Source organism: Quyinboa mangrovi (assembly GCF_042219825.1).
Classification (GTDB): domain Bacteria; phylum Bacteroidota; class Bacteroidia; order Bacteroidales; family UBA5342; genus JBHJHP01.
The window spans coordinates 158,363-182,635 of the sequence record NZ_JBHJHQ010000004.1 but is presented as its reverse complement, the minus strand read 5'-3'; the positions used below and the strand labels follow the sequence as shown (position 1 = coordinate 182,635).

Here is a 24,273-nt window from a genome sequence, read left to right as displayed (position 1 = left end):
GAATATTGCGTGCCATTTGAAAATCCAACCACACCTTCAAACACATTTGCCGTTCCTGTATGTTTAAGTTTTGCCCCTTCCCTTTTGTCTGTTGTATCGCTTTTTTTATGTATTTTAGTCTCACCAAAGTGAAAAGAACCTGTATCTCCTGGATACAGTCGGATAAAACCTGTTATGCAAAATGAACATTACATTCAACAAAAATATAGCAAATTAGAAATGGGCTTTATCGCCTTGAATGATGCATAAAAACAGTATAACTATTGGTATATATACCAGTTGGCAGCCATCCATAAAAAGTGACAGAGCAAGAAATAAACAATTAGATGAAAGATAAACTACTGATAATATACAAACCCGCTATCCTGACAATGATAATATTAGTCAGCGGATACACCTTTTTGCATTGGCTGCTTTTTATTGAGCTACAACTTTTTTCATTAAAAAAAATGCTCCTTGAATTTGGAATACCTATTACTTTAGCGGGGTTAGCTGCCTGGTTTTATATCAGACAAAAATTAAAAATCCTTGAGTTAGGAGACTGGATTGAATTCTGCACAATGCTTATTTGGGTGGGCATTACAGCACCAATATTAATTGCACAAAATTATATTCAAACATCAACTGGAAAATTAACCGAACTGACTTCTATAAATGAGATTAACAACTTTGATAAAACGAAGTATTACGCTTTTGAAAACTATTACATCGATAAGAATACTATTGGTATATACCGGGATTATGAAGTAATTCCTAAAAAATACGGTAGTGATTTAAATATGATGATTTACGTAGCAATGCCGATTTTTGAATCAATAAATGAGGTTGATTCAAATACCCCGCTTGGTTGGTTAGGGCATGAATACAGAAATAAAATCAGTAATAACCTAAGCAAAGGGCAAAAGGATATAGAATTCAAAAAATTTGCATCAGAAAGCCAGAATGATTTCAATAATAGAGACTTCTCTAAGTTTACATATTTCGAGAGGTTAGGCAATTCTAAGGAATTTGATGGTTTTAGTAACGCCATAATAACGACAAAAAAATTTAAGCCTACAGATGTTATTCTTGTTGGAGTAAGCGAGCCTTATTCTGCGAGAAGTGGTAATAGCTTGTTTTGGATCTTCGGTTCTTCTCTTATCAGTTGCATCGTTTGGCTGATTATGATTAGCATACCAGGTTACGATGTACGGGTACTTAACAGAGTAAAAGCTGGAAAACCTGATAAAGAAGCTCAACAGGATTGGAAAGATTTTCTTGGTTATATATCCTTTAAATCCGGTTATGTAATTACGCCTCTTATTCTTTACGGTATGGTTCTTATGTATTTAATATTGGTATCTGGAGGATCTGGATTCATATCATTTAAAGGAGCCGATTTAATAAAATATGGGGCTAATTATACTCCACTAACTGAGGATGGAGAGTGGTGGAGACTTTTTACATGTGTATTTCTTCACGGAAATATAATGCATTTGATATTTAATATTTCAGGATTAGTTTTTGTTTCAGTTATCCTTGAGCCGTTTTTAGGACATATAAAATATCTAATATTATTTGTAGTAACCGGAGTTTTAGCAAGTTTGACAAGTTTGTACTGGCATGATACGACTTTAAGTATAGGTGCTTCGGGTGCAATCTTTGGACTTTATGGCGCATTTTTATCGTTATATCTAACAAAATCAATTCCTGACGATGTTGGAGGTTTATTTTTTATTATTTCGTTGATTTTTGTAGGGCTTAATCTATTGTTTGGACTAGCAGAAGGAATTGATAATGCCGCTCATATTGGAGGACTTTTAAGTGGATTTATTATTGGACTGATTTTTTATCCGATAATAATGATCGAAAATAAAGTAAAAGGTACGGCTGCCAAAAGGCGGTCATAAAACATTGCTCGGATTGTGGTAAATTTGAACAACATAACATTTAATCAACGACAGCAACGGCTTTATACGGCAGTACTTCGAAGTGCGCAACGATTTCTCACAGCTATCCGCTAAACAAACATACTTCATATGAAAAAACACATAATGATTATTACAGTTGCTCTTTTTACATTAAGCTGTTCATCGAATGAACAAAAGAGTAAAACTAACACCCAAGAACAGATTAAAAAATATCAAGAGGACTCAAAACAAAATCGGGAATCTATTTCTGATTCTGATGCGATTTCTCTAAAATGGAAACTTAAACCTGATGAAACAATCGGTTATAAGACCGCAATGGAGCAAGTTGAGAGTTCTGATCTTGAAATTGACTTCGGAGACGACAAAAATATGCCGAAAGAAGAGTTTAAAAAAATATTCGATGGATTAAAAAAGGAATTCGAAAAGACTTCATTCATTACGACAATGCAGTGGAATGATAGAGGCAATATTGAGACAAAAATGTTCACTGAAGATTTCAATGACAAAGACAACAAACCAATCGACCCTAAAAATTTCAATCCTGCAAGCATGATGAAAGGAATTGTTCTAAGAGGAGAAATTAATGAAAGTGGAAAGATTGAAAGTTTCTATTTAAAAGGAGCACAGAAAAATTTAATAGCGATGTATTTTGAATTACCAGACAGACCTGTAAAAATTGGTGATACCTGGAGCTTAAATGTTAGCTATCTACAATTTGACCAATCTTTTGCTTGCAGATCAGCTGACAGGACAAATAATGTCGAATTGATAGATATACTTAAGGATAAAAACGATACAATTGCTGTCATTAAATATGACATTTCAGAATCAGCAAGTGGATACATGAAAAATCCAATGACTAATGGAAAGATTGAGACTTCACTATCAATGAGTTTTACTGGGATTGCTGAATTTTCTATAAATAAAGGACGTTGGTTAAAATATAACGGGATTTTAGAAACGACTCAAAAAGGTATGATGTCTGGCAGTAGTAAACAGAAACTTGCATTAATACCTTTCGATGATTTGACAAAAGAAATGATAAACATTGAATAATAGCCAGCGTACAACACATGATATAGTACATCCCGATGTACATCGGGACGACACCATACCATAAAATGTTAGCACCAATTTTAAAAATTAAATTTACAATAGATGAAGCTACCGAATTTTATAGTTCTAATTTGTATGGTTTTAATTGTTAGTTGTTCAACAAGTAATGAAGTTGTAATGCCATTTAGAAATATATCATATGCGAGTGAAAGGCTTTTCCCGATAGAAACGAATGATTCAAAAAAAGTATTCAGAGTCTGGTTTAATAACGGGACATCTATTGATAAGGTCATTACTGTTTCGTCAGATCTCACGCATGGGAACCATGCTAATTATACTGAGTTTGGCTTCAAAGTTAAAAAAGGACTTATAAAGCACAAAACAGAAAAAATATTTACAGAGAAACAGATAACGCCCAAAAGCGGCTTTGAAAGTTTCTTTGAAATCGTTGATTCATTAAAACTTATTGATTATACATCACAAGACTCGTTTGGTTACACTTTTGATCATCAGCCTTTTTCTTTATACGTTGTGGAAATAAAAGTAAATAACAGAAACAATCAATTTCAGTTTAGAACCAATTTCCCTGACAAAGAGGATAAAGTAGAAAAGAAATATGAACTTATTGAGAATCTGATATTCGATGAATTTAAAAATATCCCTTAAATATTTTAAAACGAACATTGCCTAGCACATGGACATGAGTGCATTTGGTTTTAATACAAACTACAAAATGGCATGTTTTTGTTGATTATTGGGCTAATTTGTCAATTTGATATTTGAAATAAGTTAGGTAATCGAATAAAACAACCTGAAATATATTAATTATGAGGTTTACAATTCTAATAATACTTTCTTTCCTTGTATTCAATGGAATATTTGGTCAGGAAATATCGGACACCTCTTCCTGTTTAGTTATCAGGGGTGAACAACTCAATGAACTTAGAACAATTGATTACAACCCGGTCGTTAACGCTTTTCCACGTACCATTGACCGGCTAAGGAGCGAAAATGTCGCTGTTTCAGATCGTGTACAGCAGTTATTGGAACAGGCCAATAATGCAAAAAAGAATCATGAAAAATATCTTGCCTACAGATATACAATAAAGGCAATCGCATTAAACTACCATGACTATAAAATTGAAGATTATGAATTTGCTGGCGCATTACGAATAATGCCTCAACAAGGAATATCGGATTTGGAAGATACTATCACGATAAACATTGAGCCAATTTTTGATTTAGGGGAACCTTTATCAGGGACGTATAAAGCCCGGTTTATTTTAAGGGATAATGCCTGGAATGCCATTCAGAAATTTCAATTCAATATAGACAAGATCACAAACTATAATCTTAATATCCCTATTAAACTGAAAGAAGAAGGTTTGTTCTACATTGGCTATAAACTAATAACCCCGGATGGAGATTCTCTTCCTGAAGCGCCTTATACATTTTTGGCAGTCAAAAACCTCAATCAATTATATGCAAATATTGAAACTCAAATTAATCGGATACAATTAAACGATGCTGACGCTCAATACAAAACAGTAATTGAATCACTTAGTTATATGCAGCATAGTTTAGAAAAAGAACAAAATGGTTATGAAGGGTTTGCCAGAAATTTTCCAGCTATTGCCAGAATGCAATTTGTATGGGATAACAGAGCGTTCAAACAAGACTATATGGGGAAAATTAATTATCCAAATGATATTAATTTAATCCGGAAATACCTTTCATTACTTGAGAATAATGCAAAATTATATACATTGACTGGTGATTTAAAACAATCTGTTACAATAGATAATATTGATAACTACTATCGAATTTATATTCCGGAAAAATACCATCCTGAGAAAAAATATCCTTTAGTTGCGGTTTTCCCTATGGGTATGGAGGTTGATGCTTTTTTCAACAACCAGGAATTCCTGAAAAATAAAGCAGATGAATTAAACTGGATTATCCTTTGTGTGGGCAATTTTAGGAATTCTGAGGATCGGGACTTGCAACTTTTCACCTCAATCGATAGAATTAAGAAATTATATTCCATAAATGATCGTGAAATTTTCCTTACGGGTGGTGGAAATAGTGGTGATTTAGTATGGCAGACCGGATTAAAATATCATAAATTCTTTAGAGCTATTGCACCTATTGGAGGAACTGCACTTTGGTTATCAAAAGATGAAATTAATAACAACACTGAATTACCTGTTTTACTTGTTACAGGTTCTAATGAGCATCAGGATATTTTAAATAAAATTATTACGACAAAAGATATAGCCGAAAACGTATTTGAAGACTTTAATTTTATGAAATTTGAAAATGCTGACCACATTAGTATTTGGGATTCGGCTCTTCCGAAAATAGTAGATTTTTTTGAATCAGTGAAGAATAAATAAAATCACGAACTAACAACACGTGGCATAAGGTATGGCTGGGTTTGTACGCCACGGCCTTGGGGCGACAAGGTGAATCCCGTACCAAATGAAAGACATTTAAACGGTATTTAATAGTCATTATATTACAACATTAGGGGCAAATAAAACAAAACCATAAAAAGATGATGAAAAGATATACTTCAATCATAGTAATAATTATAACGCTTTGTGTTTCCTGCAAAAACAAAACCAACTCAAATGACAGAGTTAATTCTTTAAAAAACAGACTTGAATCCTATATGGACGAATGTAATGAAAATGGACTTTCAGCAAGCGTTTTAGTAGCTAAAGACGGAGAAGTACTTTACTCTGGTGGTGTTGGATTAAGAAACAAAAACGAAAATCTTTCTGTAACTAAAGAAACCATTTTCACAATAGGATCATTAACAAAACAATTTACAGCAACTGCTATTCTAAAATTACAGGAAAAAGGCAAATTATCGGTAAACGATTCTATTTGCAAATTTTTTGAAAACATTCCTAAAGACAAACAAAACATTACTATTCATCAATTGCTTACCCATACTTCAGGAATAGTTGGAAATCTTGGTTACGGAGTGGATTTCGTTCCCATCTCAAAAGAGAAGTTTTTAAGCGAAGTTTATAATTCACCATTGGATTTTGAACCAGGAAAACAGTTTAGTTATTCCAACGTGGGTTACAGTATTCTAGCTATGATAATTGAAAAAGTTGCGCAAACAGATTATGAGACCTATTTGCAGGAACATCTTTTTCAAAAAGCAGGGATGAAACATACAGGTTATCTTTTCCCCAAATGGGATACAACTCAAATTGCCCACGGTTATAAATGCGGGGAAGATTGGGGAACTCACCTTATGAAATGGCAGGCAGACTCAAATCAAATCTCGTGGCATTTAAAAGGCAATGGAGGCATACTTTCTAATCCTTCCGATTTATATAAATGGTATAAGGCATTAAAAGAAAACAAAATAATTTCTAAAAAATCATTTGAACAACTCACTTTTCCCCACGTAAAAGAAAATGAATCAGGAAATTCACACTATGCTTACGGATGGACCATAATGAATAGTGACAGGAATACAAAAATTATAGCTCACAACGGCTCAAATGGTGTATTTTATGCCGATTTCATACAACTCCCTGTAGAAAATACTGTAATCATATATATGACCAACGAATTAAGATACGACACTCAGATAGTTGCGTGGGAAATAGAGCAATTACTATTTAAGGAAAACTATACTCCCATTGTACCTAAAATGAAAAGTATAAAACATGGCAGTACCGATATTACAAATAAACAACTTGAAATCATACATCAGTTTGTAAAACTAATTTTGACCGATGACAAGAACATAGATGATTTCATCAACAAACATGTCGCCAGTAAAGAAAGAGAACGAAGATTCAAAATTTGGATGAAGGACATGCAGAAAGAGTTTTTGGGATATCGGCTGAACCATATTTTAGAATACGGGGATATGAGCTACGATATTGTTTTGGAATCGAAAGATGGAAAAGTTGTTGATTTAACCCCATGTTTTGACCTGCAGTTCAATGAAAGTAATCAAATTGTCGCTTTCGGATGGTAATCAAAGACAGCCTATAACAATGTATAAAATGAAATGCATTTAAACGGTATTTAATCGTCATTATATTACAAGGTTGTGCTTCAGACCGATTGTTGAATTAACTAAATTTTAGTCGTATATTCATTCTAAAGTTTCGTTATTTGTAAAAATAGATAGTTTGTAATCTATTTATTTTAACGAAGTAAGTGGAAAAACGCAACTAACCTTTCAATAGCTTAAATTTTATAAAATGAAGTGGAAAATCCGAATTACCTCAATCATTCTTGGACTCCTCGTTATCTATATGATAGCAAGTGGATTGTTTACACTCACAGATATAATTTCTCTATACCTCTTCGTGTTAATTCCTACAGTAATCGTTATAAGTATCGAATATTTCATCAGAAGGAAAATACGATTTAAGGATTTCTTAAAAGCTAAAGTGTTTGGGCATCTATTCACAATTTTATTTTGCTTTGGCTTTCTGGTCTATTATATGCAGGATAAGCCCATTTCAAAACAAACAGCCATCAATGATCTGAATTATATGATTGAATCACTGGAACATATTCATCCGGATATTTACCATTTGATACCCAAAGATTCCTTCTTAATTGAATATAACAACGAAATAAATAATTTACCGGAAAAGGTTTCTGAGCTGGAATTTTTTAAAGTTTGTGCACGCTTAACCTCACATTTCAGGACAGGTCATACCAGACCCATGGAAAATCTCTTAGCGTCAAAATCTATGTTTCGAAGAACTTTCCCTTATAAAACAAAAATTATTGATGACAGACTTTTTGTGACGACTAATTTATCGTTATTGAGCTCTGTTCCACTTGGTTCGGAAATTATTGAGATAAATAATAAAGGCATAAAACAGGTAATTGATGAATGGAGTAACCTGGTAAGCTATGAAAATGAAGCCTTTAGAAATTATCTGATAACCAAACCTGTCAACATCAGTATCTGGAATAATTTCAAGCCTTTTAAAATTAAATACGTTGAATATAACAGTAAAGAAATTATTGAAAAAACAGTGAACGGAAGTGTTGCCTCAAATATGTTTCATTTTTTTAAGTCAAAATTTCAGAAACCTCAAAAATTATTTTACAGGGAATTGACACCTGAAACAGGTTATATCGGTTTTTTTAGCTGTATGGATTTAAAAAACTACGAAAGCTTCTACAAAACTACGTTCAGCAAATTAAAAAATAAGGGGATTGAACATTTAATCATCGATATACGGGACAATGGCGGAGGATATTCTATCATAACAGCATGGCTTGAACAATATATTTTCAATCAACCGCATAATGATATTGATTCTGCAATTGTAAAAGTCAGTAATGAGCTTATTGCTACAGGAAAGGTAAAAAAGAAGCTACCGTATATTAAAGATGCTAAGGCACGGGAATCTTACACACGAATTCCGGGATTGCGCCAGTTAAAAGAACTTCCTTTACGATACAAAGGGAAAACATATTTATTAACCAATAACGGAACCTTTTCGGCTGCACAGGGGTTTGCTTCAGCATATAAGTGTTATGGACAAGGCACCATAATAGGAGAAGAAACAGGCGGAGCAACCGTGAATTTTGGAGATGTTCACATATTTAAACTTCCGGATACAGGATTGAAAATTATGACCTCATGGGAACAGGCATTTAGTGCTTGCGGTACAGATAATCAACGGGGCGTAATACCTGATTTTACAGTAAGGAACTCAATAGAAGATGATATAAATCATAAAGACAGAGTGTTAGAGTTTACCCTGAAATTGATAAATGATAAAAAATAACGTCACATAACAATATGTCAATAGCAAATTCACATTGAAAATATCCTGATCATTCATTAATTCCGATTAAAGTTTAAAAAGATTCTATTAACAGCAAGTAATATTATTCTCGTTATTGTATATATATTATGCTGGGAATAATAACTGTATGCTTACAGTAACAATTACCCTGCTTTAACATTGAAGCTTTGATACAAAACTTAAAAAACATTATGAAATTTAAACTGGTCGTTTTAGTGATTTTAATAATTGTTTCGTCAGGAACCATAAATGCTCAAGGTGCAAAAGTCTTTCGTACTTCTTACTACGAGGGTGAAAATTATACCAATAAATCATCAGATTGTACCGTCGGTACATCAAATTTCCCATACGTTGGATCAGGTTATCTTGATATGGGGGGAAACGGTTCATATGTTGAATGGAATAATATATTTTGTGAAACAGCTGGAAATCATACTCTATTGATTAAATATGCGAATGCAAGCGGAGCTAATCGCCAGTGTGAATTAACCGTAAACGGTGTTGTTATCAAAGACATGATGTTTCCATCCCATTTTGGAGACTGGAATTATTACTGGATTGGCAGAGTTACTGTCAATCTTAATGCGGGTAATAACACCGTTAAACTTATGGCAAATACTTCAAGTGGCGGTCCAAATATAGATAACATTGCAGTTTCCAGTGATGATGGGCTTTGCAGTCCTACGGGAACTCAATACAATGTAAAAGATTATGGCGCAAAAGGTGATGGAAGTACAGATGATACCCAGGCAATACAAGCAGCGATAGACGCATGTTCTGATGGAGGCTCAGTAATTTTATCAACTGGAACATATATGTCGGGTCAGATAAAATTGAAATCCAACATGACATTTTGGATTGATAACACCGCAGTATTGAAAGGAATACAGGATAATTCTTTGTATCCTGCAATAACTCAGCATGCGGATAATGCCAATGTATGGTTATCCGGCGTTTTGGGAGGTGGCGGTTGGGAACTCAAAGAAGCCTTTGTTTATGCAGAGGAAGCCAACAATTTAACGATTGCAGGCGGTGGTGCAATCGACGGCAATGGTGATTGCCCGATATGGGATCATAACAAAGATGAGACTCTCAGACCAATGGCTCTGTATTTAGCTTATTCGGAAAATGTAAGAGTTGCTAATGTTGAAATTTTGAACAGCGCGATGTGGGACTTTGTCATTTTGGAATGTGATACCGTAATAGTGGATGGAATCAACATAAACACTTCTACTTATGGCGTAAATAAAGATGGGATTGATATTTGTGACTCTCGCGATGTAACAATTACTAACAGTACAATTTTATGCCAGGACGATGCGATCTGTCCCAAAAGCGGTTCAACAAGAGGTGTAAATAATTTGACCATTAAAAATGTAACAGTAAATGGTACGACAGGCAATAAAATAAAATTCGGTACTTTAACGTATGGAGCTTTTACAAACTGTTTACTTCAGGATATTGCCATAAACGGATCAGGAAGAGGTGGTTTATGCGGAATTTCTCTTCAGGGGTTGGATGGCGCAGACTTTTCTAATATTACCTTCGACAGGATAAACCTGGCAACTACAGCAAACGCCTTTTTTCTTCTGCATTCTGCAGGAAAACGAGGTCATAGGCCTGTCGGCGCTCCAACAAAAACCGGGAGCATAACCGGTATTACATTTTCTAATTTAGATTTTAGAAATATTACGGATAATATCGGCAGCTGTATCAGCGGAATAAATTCAGATGGTACCATTTATAAAGTAAAAGATATAACCTTTAATAATGTTAGTGTAAATTCGTTTAAAGGGGGTGCAACCTCTGTTCCCGGAAGACCCGGTGAATATACAGGAAATTATCCCGAATACAATGTTTTTGGCATGCTTCCAGCGTGGGGATATTACATCAGATATGCAGAGGATATTAATTTTACAAATTGCAGCCAAACAGTATCACCGGCAGATGTAAGGCAGGCAATAGTAACAGATGAAGATGTTCCCACACAATCACCTTATGCAGGTATTATTTCAATACCTGGTACCGTTCAAATGGAAAATTACGACAATGGTGGCGAAGGTGTTGCCTATCACGATGCCAATGTAGGCAATCAGAGTGAAGTATATCGTTCAGATGGTGTAGACATTGAAGCTTGTGATGAGGGCGGGTATAATATCGACTGGTCTGTTACCGGCGAATGGCTTGAATATACAGTGAATGTGTCAGCTTCGGGCACTTATGAAATGATTACCCGTGTTGCTTCTCCTGTTGGTGGATCATTCCATATTGAAATGGACGGAGCAGATATTTCAGGTATACAAACGGTACCAAACACGGGTGGCTGGCAGGTATGGCAGAATGTAACAGTTAATGTAAATTTATCTGCAGGCCAACATGTTATGCGATTCTATATTGATGCACAGGAATTCAATACAAATTATATCTCATTTTCAATACCAACCGCGGTTGAAGATGTAAGTGTTTCACCAACTTCGGATATAGGGTTATATCCTAATCCGGTTACCACTATACTGTTTGTAACAGGTGTATCAGCAGATGCAGACTTAATTGCATATAATATGTCAGGAACAAAGCTGTTTCAGACCAAAGGTCAATCAATTAATATTGAAAAAATACCGAATGGCATGTGTTTTATAAAGATACAAGATGATAAAATATCAGAAACATTAAAATTTATTAAAGAATAATTGAAGAGATTTTAAGAGAAAACGCTCGCTAACTCACGCGTAGTGCATGGCCGCTCTTTAAAACAAAACATATCAGCGTTCGTTACCTGCACTTTTCGTCATGGCCATTCCTTTCCTGACTCGCTCCGCCAGATTCACGCAAGGTGATCCGGGATATGCACAAATGTGTTTATTCAAACCAAACCGTAAGTACACAACGAAATGCATTTAATCGCTTTATCAAACTATATGTTACCATGATTGTTTAAATTATACCGGTTGACGAACGCAAAAGCCGGCAGTGGACATCATAAAATGCATTCTTATGAAAAAGCAATTACTCTTTTTATTATTGCTCCCACTCACTTTAAATGCACAACACCTCTTCGAAAAAGAACTTTATTCCCGATCATTGGTCAGCCTGACGGATATGGTACAGCTTCCGGACAAGGGCTACATGGCCTGCGGTTATGCACAACCGCCTACCAGCGACACGGCCTATGCCATAGTGCTGAGAATGGACTCCGTAATGAATATGCTATGGTTTAAAAGCTACAACATGCTTAAAAAGGATAACTTCCGTACCTTAACCAAACTACAGGATGGCAATTTTATTGTTGGGGGAACAACCAGAACAGATTTTTCAACTTACTACGGTGCCAGCATGTACAAAATTGATGGAGACGGGAATGTGCTGTGGCATAGGCTATACGATAATTCATATGATGATGCCACCCTTGGTGTTTTTGAGCAGTCTGATAATTCGCTGGTCCTGATCATCAGGTATGGCGTATCGGGTAAACCCACAAAAATTATCCACACCAAATCAGATGGAAGCATACTAAACCAGATCCGCATAGCTAAGCCAGAATTTAACGGTGGACCTGTTCCTGATGATGTGGTAAGCGACGGAGCAGGTAACTTTTTCATCTGCGGAAACACCCGTAACACGACAACCAATGCATATGGCGCCTATATTCTGAGTACCGGAACAACGGGTTATAACTGGTTCAAAGAATATGATTTCGAAGGTCTTGATGCCTCTGCCACCAACATTGCAATGCTTGACAATGGTGATCTGATAATTTCAGGAAATATTGCGGATTCAGTAGCTACCAATGCAACGCACATGGTTTTCATGCGTGTCAGTGCTGTTAACGGTGATCCGGTCTGGACGAAGGAAATACAGCAGGAACCCGTTCAGATTCAACAGGCCTTTGGCATCACAGCTATTCTTAATAATCAGATTTTAGTTTCCGGCAGAATTCTAAACTATGAGGATATCCGTTCATTTACACTCAAACTGGATATAAATGGAAATATTATCTGGGCTAAAGAATATGGTAATGGTCCGTTTGCTTCCTTATCCATGCCAATGGAAACCGGCAGAAATACATATCTTCTGGCAGGGAGAAAAACTGCCACAACAGGTCCTTATTTCATTGTTACAGACACAGCAGGTAATTCATCCTGCAATACATCACCTGTTGAATTTAAAACCCGTGATCTCAGCACAACAAGTTACGAAAGCACCCTGGAGCTTGATGATCCTGAACTGACGACTATGTCACCTGCATTTGTCAGTTTTGAGCATAGCATCAATGTCAATACAATTTGCAGCAGAACGGTTTCAGTCCGCAATCCATTCCGAAATACAGCGTTCAGCATATACCCTAATCCTGCAAACGATGTCATAACCATTGATCTTCATGATCAGTTTGAGCCGGATGCAGTATTAAGAATATATAATCTTCAGGGCGTCAGTGTATTTAACGATGTATTAAACGCACCGAATTCAACCTTCCGGATGCATTTAAAACAAGGTGTCTATATCTGGGAAATAACGACATCTGATAAAACCTTAAGACAACGGGTTATAATCCATTGAGTTGGTCCCCATCCCCGTAAGCATATTTTTTCATTTTCATTAATAAGTATTAAATTTGGTTAAAATGTCATACATTTATATCAGAAAGTGGCTGGTATGATCGTAAGGGATTTCATTCTGAAAACCATTTACTTGTACCTATACCCCTAAAATCCGGCATTTAATGCTGATATGTTGTAATTATTTATAACATGAAGATTAAAAACCTAAGGCTGCCGGTCAGCCTGCTGTTATTGGCCCTTTTTTATTCGATTCAGATTATAAAGGCTCAGGACCTGCAGAATATAAAAAATGAAAAGCCGATAGACATCAAAGGTTCACTTGGTGCCTCGGCCATCCTTTACAATGTTGATGGCAAAACAGCTTCCTATGAGCCTTTTTCATACATCTTCAGAGGAAATTTTGAAATTTCGGCATTTGGCATTTCGGCTCCGGTATCATTTCTCCTTACAGACAAACAAAGGGAATTTCGTCAACCATTGAATCAGTTTGGCATCACCCCGTATTATAAATGGGCGAAACTTTATCTGGGTTATCAAAGCCTGAACTGGTCAAAATATACGCTTGCCGGCCATTCCATCAGTGGAGCTGGCCTTGAGCTGACCCCCGGAAAATTTCGTCTGGCTGTAATACATGGACGCTTGTTAAAAGCCATTGAACAAAAACCGGATGATGACCTTAACAGTAAAGTACAGACGCCATCCTTTAAACGAAACGGCACCATAATCAAAGCAGGCTACGGTACCAAAGATAATTTTGTGGATCTGTTATTTTTACGGGCTACGGATAAACTGAACTCACTGGATTCGGTGCCAACCAATTACAATGTTCTGCCATCGGAAAATATGGTAGCAGGTCTGACCACGCATCAAAAAATAAGCGATCATCTGTTTTTTGAACTGGAATATGCGCAGAGCAGTTACACCGCTGACTTCAGAACAGCCATAAAAGATACATCGGGTGGTTTTATTGTGAACTCATTATCGGGATTATTTTCCAACAGAACCACCACGGAATTTGGCTCGGCCTTTGAGACCTCCCTGTCCTACCAGGAAGCAAAATACGGAATAAAGTTCCGGATTAAACGGATTGACCCGGGATTCAGAAGCATGGGAGCCTATTATTTTCTGAATGACCTGCAGAATATAACCCTGGAACCTAAAGTAAAGCTGTTCAACAATAAACTGAATATATCTGCCAGTTTCGGGTTTCAGCACGACAACCTGAAGGATACTAAAAAAGTGACCACAAGAAGAACCATAAGTTCCCTGAATATTTCGGCTTTACCAGTGAATAACTATTCGGTATCGGCCTTTTATTCCAATTACGGCATAGGACAGAAATCAGGATTTTCTCCCCTGGATACCATGCTGGAGGTTTCACAGTCGACAAAGAATCTTGGGATCACCCAAAATTATGTGCTTCAAAAAGAAACCATGGTTCATACATTTCTCATGAATTATAATTACCAGCAACTCACCGATGATAACGTGAACACCTCCTCGTTTACAGATTTCAACACGTCGAATTTTATCCTTGGTTATACCTTCTTACTGACAAAAACAGGAATAAACACCGGCATTAACTATATCCATACGGCATTCAGCAACAGCCTGCAGAAAAATGTGTATAATGGTCCGTCCATATCATTTTCCAGGTCCTTTGCCAAAAGTAAACTGAACCTGTCCGTGTCAGAATCTGTCATGACGGTTAAAATAGATGATAATAAGAACAACAGAATTTCAACCTTCAATACGCGTCTGACCTACAGGATTAAAAAAAATCAGCGTCTGAGTGCACGACTTTACTTTCATAACAACAAGGCGTTACAGTCCGGATCAGGATCATTTAAAGAAACAAAAGGAGAACTGAATTATGTTTACAGTTTTTAGATTTTTCGGCAACATAAATTATCGTACCACATTACTACTGACCTGGATCCTTATTTCAGTGTCTCAAATCTACGGTCAGGTAACTGTAAGCACAACAGTGACCGGTCCTTTTTCACCATACATGTCCATTGAGGAAATCAAGACCCATACCATGGTTAATCTGACCGCCGCCGGTTCAAACGATTGTCTCATCGACATGTCCCTAACATCAGAGGAAAACGGCATCGGAATCACCTCATCCGTTAAAACAGACACCTATTACCCTTCCACACTGAACGGGATGAACGGTGACCTGGATAATCTTTTTTTTGTACGTTACCTGCAATTCAGTAACGATTATTCAAGAAGTGTTTACGATAACGGTCTGCCTCCCGGCACCTATCAGCTCTGCTTCCGTGCCTGGACTTACGACGGACCGGCACTTTCGGGAGAACCACCGTCAGGATGCGCCACATTTATCATTCCTGAACGAACCGTAACTATTACGACATCTTTTTCAGCACCGTATGACAAACCGTTGAGTGATATCACGAATCAGATTATGGTAACGCTAAATGCCAATGCAGAAGTTGAGCGCTGTTTTCTTACCCTTTCAATCAGCGGCGATAATGGCATCTCTGTTCAATCCACAGAAAATACGCCGGATTATTTCAGTCTGAACAGGTTTATACCCAAAGTCATTACCGGGGCTGATCTGAACACCTTATTTTCAGAAACAGCACTTACATTTTCAGGAATATCTTCTGAACGGGCAATGACGCGTGGTCTGCCTCCCGGAAATTACTCCCTCTGTTTCCGGTTGTGGTATGATGTTGGTGAACCTGCCACCGGTGAAGATCCGGTTGGCTGTACAAGCTTTACGATAACACCGCCCAATGTCACCGCAATTACACAGGTGATGCCGCCGGTTTCACCCATACTCGCATCTGTAGGAGAAAAAACCATGTTAACCCTCCAGTCTGGTTCAAATGTACTGGTAAAACTGCGCATGCAACTGGAAGGTGACAATGGTATTGTGATCACAACACGCCCGGATTTTATGCCCTCCTCTTTTACAGAACTTATGGCAAACATACCTGCAGTACTCACGTCCGGTGAGTTGTATGAATATTTTGATCCGGACAACCTCACTTTATCCGGAATTTCAGCCTCTGCAGTAAGTTCCAGAGGACTGCCGGAGGGAAGTTACAGGGTTTGTTTCAATGTTTATGATGAAGAGGGCAATCAGATATCGTCCTCATTTCCGGCAGGATGCAGCAATTACTTTACGATTGCATACCACGAACCGCCACAGCTTGTCAGCCCTTTATGTGAAGATACCATTGCGGATAACGGGGTACAGAATATCGTATTTAACTGGACACCATCTCCCGGTGCTCCGGCATTTACACAATACACCCTCCGGATTGCCGAGATTTTATCCCCTGATATAGCCCCGGGAAAGGCACTACAAAGCGCTCCCACCCCACCGTTCTTTGAAACAGAAGTCACCGGGACATCCTTTTTTTACGGACCGGCACAACCCTTACTGGAATCCGGTAAACATTATGCCTGGGAAGTTATTGCACACGACGAAGAAACAGGAACAAAATTCAAAAATAACGGACACAGTGAACCCTGCAGCTTTATATACGGGAAACCTGGTGACGGACTGTTTTTTAATCCGGATATTATCATAGCAACACAGAATCAGGTTCCTGAGGTCAAGAAAAAACAACCCATTACAGGCAATCTTCAACAGGTGCCATATGCCACCGTTTCCGGCCGCTTGAATTATAAATTCTACTCACTGGTTCCGCACATCCAAAGCGGTGGTGATCAGAGCACTTCACAACCTGCTGATATCTCATCTGTCTTAGCAGGTAAACAGCAACAAAGTGCAGAAAAAACATCAATACCTTCGGATTCAAAAGAAGTCATCAACTACAAAGATATCTACGGGCAAAATAATGCGTCATCGCTTACTTATTCTGAAACGATCAATCAGAGCAACCTGCAATACAGCCAGACACCGGGTGTATTTATTCCGGGTCTTCCTCCAACTGATCCTGCCATTTATACCGACGGTTATCTGAACACCTATGATTCCAAACCGCTGGGAGGCATTAAAATAAGCCTTAAAGAAATGTATTTACTTGAAGATGCCACACTCGGGAATACATCATATGAAGCCGGCAATATGATAATAACCAACGATGATATTCCCGGTTTTGCAAAGGAGGCGGGAAATACCTTCTTCCCTAACCTGAACAAAACCCTGGCAACCACTACAACGAATGCCGACGGTTCTTTCTCCTTTACCTTTGTTCATACCGATGAGACCGGTATTGTTACCGACAATTTTGAGTTTACCGTATTAAAACCGAATCAGGATCAGTTTAGTCCTCCTCAAGCCATAACCCTTTTTAAGGGACGTTTACACCGGGTATTACGATTAGTAGTTGAAAGTCCGTATTACTGCAGTCCTGATGTCAACATCAAGGTTCAGCCCAATTCATCTGTTGATATCGGAACACTGGTGTCCTATGTTCAGAGTTATAACCTCAAGGTAAAGGTGTTGTCTGTTAACAGTATTGCCAACCAGGCCGCCGGACAGGGAAAATCCATGGGCGGAGTGAATGTGACCGTATTGAGGCGTTATGACCGTGATAATGAAATTCCTGAAGACGAAGGAGCAGCCGAATCCAATAAAAACGAAACCGTTCAAACCTCATTTGGCACATACCCTGTGATTTCAAAGGGAGTTACCAATGCAGAGGGTTATACTGTGTTTGGAAGAATGGTCCGTCCTGATAAGAATACAGACCGGTATTATGTCTGGGCTCAGACCAATGATAATAAAGGATTTTATACCTATAAGCCTGCCTATCAGATCAATCATGATGTACCTGCAGACAAATACCTTACGAACAGTGAATATACACTTAAAGCATATAATTCTGTGGTTCATCTTACCCCTAACAATCCAAGAATAATTGGCAGGGTTCAGGATGCGGTTTATGACCAGGCAATTCCCGGAGCAGGAATTGTGTTGCGGTCGAAATTTAAAATAGAAAAAGAACCATCCGATAACTGGATTGAGCAGGTCGCCGATTTTGTAACGGATAATATAAATGAACCGGAATTCACGATAATTTATGAATCCCGGACGTCGGATGCGGACGGGTACTTTGAGTATAACAATCTTCCAATACAGGAAAATGAAGCGAATGCCCTAATTGGGCCGGAAAGACGTTTGTTCGTATTTAAAACAGGCTATAACAGTTATACCAATCCTGCATCAAATGATGATTTAATTCTGAAACGAGGTGATCAGTTAGATCTATTGAGTAGTATTAAACTTCAACCCAAAGGAATTGTTTACGGACAGGTGACGGATGAAAAAGGAAATCCCGTAAAAGCCAGGATAAAAACGCCAAATGGTGTTGAGGTGGAAACCCAGACAAAAACAGTTATCTCCGGGACGGTTAACAATGGAACCTTCCAGTTCCATCAAAGTGAAGAATTCGCGATCTATCTTCCTTCAGGTTTTAATGAAGTTACGGTTCAACCCTTAAAAACCAATGCCTACTCAACCGAAGTCTTCCAACTGAATGTAAAAGACAACAACGACACCTACCTTCCTGAACCTTTAAAAGTTCATAGTCTGAAACACAGGATGAGAATATATGTAACCGGTAAATCGACGAACTTTCTGAAGGCGGTTCCGGGATCCAAAGTTACCATACTCGGCACAACATTAGTGACCAACCAATATGGCTATATAGAATATGAATTTAAAAACCTGGATGATAATTTCGAGGTAAAAATAGTTCCTCCCGAAGATGAGTTGTTATATCAAAAAACAGTAAATCTTTCCAACAACAGTACAAAAGATTATGTAACGTACCTGGAGATTCTACCTGAAGCCACCCGTATTCATGGGAAGGTAACCCTGGGTAAAAACAAAAGCCCTGTTAACCAGGCGAGGGTATTTGTAGAAAACGGGGCTAACAGCATTCCGAACCAGGTTTACACAAACGCAGAAGGGCTTTACAGTCTTAAGGTTCCTCTTTTCCCTGAAAAGTCAGGTGAAATCATTTCAATACAAAGCGCGTTTCAGAATTACCTTGATTCCAAAAAGGTTAGTTTTAATAAAGAGAAGCCACAGAGCAGCAACAATGACTATATGGAATTATCGGTTCCTGCCCAGATCAATGCGCAATACAATTCAGTATTTATTCCTGACAACTCCAATTATAAGCTTAAGGTTAATGCTGTAAAATCATCAGCACTGGTAACCACCGTTGGCGATTATAAACTGGTTGGAATTCCACATACGGATTCCGTTAACTTTAACCTGAAAGTTTACAACAACATGAACATTACCGAAATAATGGGTATTCCGGTGGAGATCATGGAACTGAAAGAGATATCACCTACACAGATTGAAGTCCGTGGAAATTTCATTGCTGTCCCGTCTAACGATAATTTCAGTTTTAGCAATGATCCGCAAATATTACCATTCGGGTGGACAAAACTCATACCGGGTACACGGATGGACAGCCTGAATATTCCGTATGCCAAACCGGTTGTCGGACAGGTCAATACTAAAATGCCTGAATTGTATGCCAACCTGTATCAAACATTTATGTGTGTTGGCAAACCGGTAAGCGGAAATCTGGTAAAAATAGCTTCCGATAATACAGGATTGGGGTATATTGACGGAAAAGTTAAACTGCTGAAACAATCCTTTAGCCTTGATCAGGGAGACATTGAAGGAAACTTTACCGAAAACTTATGGTTGGGGAACACGGGATCGACCTCACAAAGTATCAGGATGTTCCGTTCAAAATATGCGGCAGCTTCGGAGAAAAAAGGATTCCGTTTAGCAACTGCGGATAATAAGGATTTAGCATTTAAACTTTTTGGATTTGATGTCACTGCGGATCATACCACATCCGTTATTCTGGATGACAATATCAGTTTGCCACTTAACATGAAACTGAATCTTCCTTTATCCGGAAATCCAACCATTGCCCTCGGGGAATTAAAAATAACCCATGATAAGATATTCCCTGTAAGCAGTGACGTACCATTGGAAATACCGCTTGAGAAATGGAAATTAAAAATTGACAAATGGTATTTCACATCAACCTCGGGTGGAATAACAGCACCTAAGGGTATTATTAATGCAGAGATTCTGGATATACCGGTTGAAGATCTGCTGATACAACCCGGGCAACTGGATATCGGACACGCTGTACTTGATAATTTCACCTTGTCGAAGGTTGTCACCCTGAACATTGATAACAACACCGTTAACTTTAATTTTGGGTATGACGCATCTGTAGGTCAGAATAAAAACGGGCACTACGCCATGAGTCTGATTGGGAAATACGACGCTCCAGCCGCAACATTCAGCGGACTTCCGGGCATGAAGGCTTATGACAAGTTTACCTTACAGTCAATTGCACTGTTAAGTAACGGCGAAAAACTGCTGGGTTTCGGTATGACCACGAATCCCGTAATTTTTTATGACGTATTTAAGTTTACGCCTATCGGCATCGCCGTAGATGATAATTTCTTTCAGTTGAACGGGACGGCGAATCTGGGTATTCCAAAACTCAGTACCGGTTACACAGCACTCATGGATATTTCCAAACCGGGAACGGATATAAAACTCAACCTGCACCCTATCCCGTTCTATTTTGAAGGCAAAGGACATGTACAATTCATTGCAGGCAATAATCAGACCCTGGATGAAAACGGCTTTATCTCAGACGGTAAAGTCACGGATCCAGAATTGTTTAGTCTCAACGCCAAAATATACAGAAAGAGTGGGATGACCACAAAAGTTGATGTAATTCCCGGTCAGCAGCTTGCCATAGGAAGCGGTAATACAACCCGTCTTGAAGATGTATTGGGGAATATGCACGTCAATGCGGCAAATACGGATTGGGGTTACTTTACGTTCAGTGGAGATCTTGAAGGCACACCTGGAATAACAGATGCCTACAAAAGACTTACCTTTACCGCTTTTGGAGCTGTAAAAGCCGACAACCAGCAACTGGGTGTCAGCAATATGGATCTTCCATTTGGCAACCTCGAAATAACCTATGACTTTAAAGCTTCACGCTTACATGGAAGTCTGAGTGTAAAAGGTAAAAAGTTTGGCGGACTTGGGATTGAAAGTGCCAACTTTGAAATGCTGGTAGACTCCAAAGGATGGTATTTTACCGGCGGTGGTGATTTCGGAGTTCCTGAACCCATAGGTAACATCAAGGCTGGAATGATCATCGGCAGTTATTCTGAATTTACCTCACTTATGGAGGATAACCTGATGCAGTATGCGTACAATAAACATCTGCCTTCCACCCTTGCAAATGGTGTGAACGGTTTCTTCTTCACAGGTCAGAAATCCATCCAGGTACCTATTCCGTCATACAATCTCGAATTACTTGTAGGATCTGTTTCATTCGGCGCAAAAGCGGGACTGGATGCACGGCTCTGGATGAGTTTTAATGATAATATGATCTTTGGAGCCGGTGTGATGGCTTTTGCCAAAGCATATTTTACTGCCAGTTCCATGTTATGTACAGATCTGAGTTTTTGTACTGTTGCCGAAATGGGTGTCGACGGCTGGTTTGACACCGGCTCAGGCACATTCGGTATCAACGGCTGTGGCAGCATCAGTCTAAATACACATGTCAGTCAGTGTACAGGGGCCAAAAAGTTTGGAGTAGGAGTCTGTATCGATCCCTGTCTGAACATTGATATTTCAGAGTCCCTTAAACTCAATGTCAGTTTTAATTCAGGATCCGGGGCAGACTACAGCCTTGGCTGGGGTTCCTGCAGCGGTAATAATGTGAAGAGGGGAAATTGCAAATAGTTCAACGATATAACATCATGAAAATGAGACACTATAAAATGCTGAGAATAATGAAGGTTTCTATTTTAACGCTTGTCCTGCTGATTATGAATAGCTTTTCGTACATGAACGGACAATCCGACTCTGATTTTGTCACACCAACGCCACAGGGAAATTTTATTTTTCTGGGCGATAAAATACCGGTTCAGGGGCAATACATCGTTGAACGTGGTACGGGAACCGAAGAAAGATTTACAACAATTGGGGAAGTACAACTTTCAGGCAACAGACAGGACTTAAACGATAAACTTCGTGAGAATATCTCACTATTCCCGGTTTTTTCTGACGTCCTACTGGTCTACAGCGATTCCGTCATCAACTATCCCGATACACACAGCGACATCACCATGTTCAGGTACAAGGTCTATCCGGCAGCATTGCTGACCCTTGGTGTTGCATTTCTTGATACTGAGACTGAGCCAGGAAAATCATACCGCTACCGGGTTCATTATGAGGATGCAAACGGAAACTCAGACGATGTTAAAACCAGTACTTCTGTTGATCCGAAACAGGTTCCGGAGTTTGTCTCCCTGAACTATTACGGTGTAAACGAAACAGAAGACAGAATTGAGATAAGCTGGTACTTTTTTCGTGATCAACATAAAAACGAGATGGCCAAACTCAACACGTTCAGGCGAATATACGGAAAGGGTGACTTTATTCCCGTTCAGGGCACAACCGAAATAAGCAACATAGAAGGTGATACCGTTTTTGTTACACTCACTGACACAAGCATTGTACCCAATTCGATGTATGAATATACGGTTGCACCGGTGGATCTATTCGGGAATACGGGAAAAAGTTGCAAGCCGGTCATAGCCAACAGTTTTCAGAAAGTACCGGATATCAGCTTTCGGAAATTAGAGGCTGTTTCCCTGAAAAAGGGATATGGCATACGGCTGAGCTGGGAACTCGATCCGGTTCCTTTAGCCAGAAGTATCTGCATTTACAGAAGTCAGGATTACGATGGAAACTACGAAAGACTAGCCGAAATACCGGTGCAGGACACCGGTTATACGGATTATGTGACAACGGCTATGGAAAACTATTACTATTATCTTACTGTAAATACCGCCATTGGCGAAAGTCATCCCGGAATCAGGTTTTCGGGTCTTTACAATGGTTCCGACATACCTTTACCTCCCCAAATTTTTTATGGAGAACCAGAAGGCAAAGGCGTTAAATTATTCTTCACCAGCAATGAAGAAAATGTGAGTGGATTTTATGTGTATCGCGCATCAGGGTATATGGATACCCTGCAACAAATATCAGATCTGGTTTTAAAAACTGATTCATTCACAACTTACATTGACAGCAGCAGGTCACTTTCCGGGAAGTTTAGTTATACCTATGCGGTAAAAAGTGTAAACGATGTATATTTAACCAGCGAATTTACTGAAAAAATCATGGTCCGTCCGGGCCTTCCGACACACATAGCCAATCCGGGAAGATTGATGTTAAGTGAAATGAAAAATGGCATATCACTCAGCTGGGAAGATCTTACACAGCGTGAAAATGCGCTTGGCGGCTATGAGGTCTTCAGAAAAGACACGTCAAACAAAGACTTTAAACTGATTTACAAACAGTCTCCAGGAACCGTAATGAACTATTATATGGATACAACCGTCATTCCGGGTCAACCATATACTTATGCGGTTAAGGCGTTCAACCTTTTCGGTGCCTACAGTTCATTCAGTAATACAGCCACAAAAACATTCCGGGATATAAAACCGGGAATTCCATCCATGCCGGAATTGCAAACCCGTGATAATGCCATTTTAATTTCATGGGGGGCAGTTTACAATCCTGACATTGAGCACTACCGCATTTACAGGTATGAGTCAAATACCGAACCTTTTATGCTGGAAGTGACAGATTCCAAAACGCTGAGTTTTATGGATAAGAATGTAAAACAAGGTGTGCTTTATTTTTATTTCATCACAGCTGTCGACAAGTACGGCAGGGAGAGTAATCAAAGCAGGATTGTTACATTGGATATGTAAATGACCTAACTGAAAAATTACATCTATTAGGTTTCTTATTCACTGTTTTTAAAAAACAGAGGTATAAAAACTCGTTTTAAACCTCCACTAAAATGCAGCGGATTCATAAAAAATAAATATCTTGAGCCTTTA

11 protein-coding genes are annotated in these 24,273 nt (G+C 38.4%); all 11 read left to right on the top strand.

Annotation, left to right across the window (positions count from 1 at the left end; translation table 11 throughout):
- Window positions 1-326: 326 nt before the first annotated feature.
- Window positions 327-1,889, top strand: coding sequence for a rhomboid family intramembrane serine protease (locus ACE1ET_RS09540; protein WP_375728167.1), 1,563 nt, complete (start codon window positions 327-329; stop codon window positions 1,887-1,889).
- Window positions 1,890-2,018: 129 nt separating this feature from the next.
- Complete coding sequence (locus ACE1ET_RS09535) at window positions 2,019-2,966, top strand: hypothetical protein (protein ID WP_375728166.1); 948 nt, start codon at window positions 2,019-2,021, stop codon at window positions 2,964-2,966.
- 102 nt (window positions 2,967-3,068) lie between these two features.
- Window positions 3,069-3,632 carry a hypothetical protein gene (locus tag ACE1ET_RS09530; RefSeq protein WP_375728165.1) on the top strand — a complete coding sequence of 188 codons (564 nt, stop codon included), beginning with the start codon at window positions 3,069-3,071 and terminating at the stop codon, window positions 3,630-3,632.
- Between the two features lie 377 nt (window positions 3,633-4,009).
- Window positions 4,010-5,362 (top strand): hypothetical protein, encoded by a 1,353-nt coding sequence (locus ACE1ET_RS09525; protein ID WP_375728164.1) that lies wholly within the window; start codon window positions 4,010-4,012, stop codon window positions 5,360-5,362.
- A gap of 161 nt (window positions 5,363-5,523) precedes the next feature.
- Complete coding sequence (locus tag ACE1ET_RS09520; protein ID WP_375728163.1) at window positions 5,524-6,975, top strand: serine hydrolase domain-containing protein; 1,452 nt, start codon at window positions 5,524-5,526, stop codon at window positions 6,973-6,975.
- A 229-nt stretch (window positions 6,976-7,204) separates the two neighbouring features.
- A complete protein-coding gene (locus ACE1ET_RS09515) occupies window positions 7,205-8,758 on the top strand; it encodes a S41 family peptidase (protein WP_375728162.1) in 1,554 nt (517 codons plus the stop codon).
- A gap of 212 nt (window positions 8,759-8,970) precedes the next feature.
- Entirely contained in the window at window positions 8,971-11,469 is a 2,499-nt protein-coding gene (locus ACE1ET_RS09510) for a carbohydrate-binding protein (RefSeq protein ID WP_375728161.1), read from the top strand.
- Between the two features lie 304 nt (window positions 11,470-11,773).
- Window positions 11,774-13,336, top strand: a complete 1,563-nt coding sequence (locus tag ACE1ET_RS09505; RefSeq protein ID WP_375728160.1) for a T9SS type A sorting domain-containing protein — start codon at window positions 11,774-11,776, stop codon at window positions 13,334-13,336.
- Between the two features lie 191 nt (window positions 13,337-13,527).
- Window positions 13,528-15,228 (top strand): hypothetical protein, encoded by a 1,701-nt coding sequence (locus tag ACE1ET_RS09500; RefSeq protein ID WP_375728159.1) that lies wholly within the window; start codon window positions 13,528-13,530, stop codon window positions 15,226-15,228.
- Window positions 15,212-22,099: a hypothetical protein gene (locus tag ACE1ET_RS09495; RefSeq protein WP_375728158.1), complete on the top strand. Its 6,888-nt coding sequence runs from the start codon at window positions 15,212-15,214 to the stop codon at window positions 22,097-22,099. Before ACE1ET_RS09500 ends, ACE1ET_RS09495 begins: the two co-directional genes overlap by 17 nt.
- A 23-nt stretch (window positions 22,100-22,122) precedes the next feature.
- Window positions 22,123-24,141 carry a fibronectin type III domain-containing protein gene (locus tag ACE1ET_RS09490; RefSeq protein ID WP_375728157.1) on the top strand — a complete coding sequence of 673 codons (2,019 nt, stop codon included), beginning with the start codon at window positions 22,123-22,125 and terminating at the stop codon, window positions 24,139-24,141.
- Window positions 24,142-24,273 lie beyond the last annotated feature (132 nt).

Bases quoted from the DNA above. Each gene is read 5' to 3' on its own strand.
- ACE1ET_RS09490 (WP_375728157.1), top strand. From the start codon at position 22,123: ATGAGACACTATAAAATGCTGAGAATAATGAAGGTTTCTATTTTAACG.
- ACE1ET_RS09505 (WP_375728160.1), top strand. From the start codon at position 11,774: ATGAAAAAGCAATTACTCTTTTTATTATTGCTCCCACTCACTTTAAAT.
- ACE1ET_RS09530 (WP_375728165.1), top strand. From the start codon at position 3,069: ATGAAGCTACCGAATTTTATAGTTCTAATTTGTATGGTTTTAATTGTT.
- ACE1ET_RS09515 (WP_375728162.1), top strand. From the start codon at position 7,205: ATGAAGTGGAAAATCCGAATTACCTCAATCATTCTTGGACTCCTCGTT.
- ACE1ET_RS09495 (WP_375728158.1), top strand. From the start codon at position 15,212: ATGTTTACAGTTTTTAGATTTTTCGGCAACATAAATTATCGTACCACA.
- ACE1ET_RS09500 (WP_375728159.1), top strand. From the start codon at position 13,528: ATGAAGATTAAAAACCTAAGGCTGCCGGTCAGCCTGCTGTTATTGGCC.
- ACE1ET_RS09540 (WP_375728167.1), top strand. From the start codon at position 327: ATGAAAGATAAACTACTGATAATATACAAACCCGCTATCCTGACAATG.
- ACE1ET_RS09520 (WP_375728163.1), top strand. From the start codon at position 5,524: ATGATGAAAAGATATACTTCAATCATAGTAATAATTATAACGCTTTGT.
- ACE1ET_RS09510 (WP_375728161.1), top strand. From the start codon at position 8,971: ATGAAATTTAAACTGGTCGTTTTAGTGATTTTAATAATTGTTTCGTCA.
- ACE1ET_RS09535 (WP_375728166.1), top strand. From the start codon at position 2,019: ATGAAAAAACACATAATGATTATTACAGTTGCTCTTTTTACATTAAGC.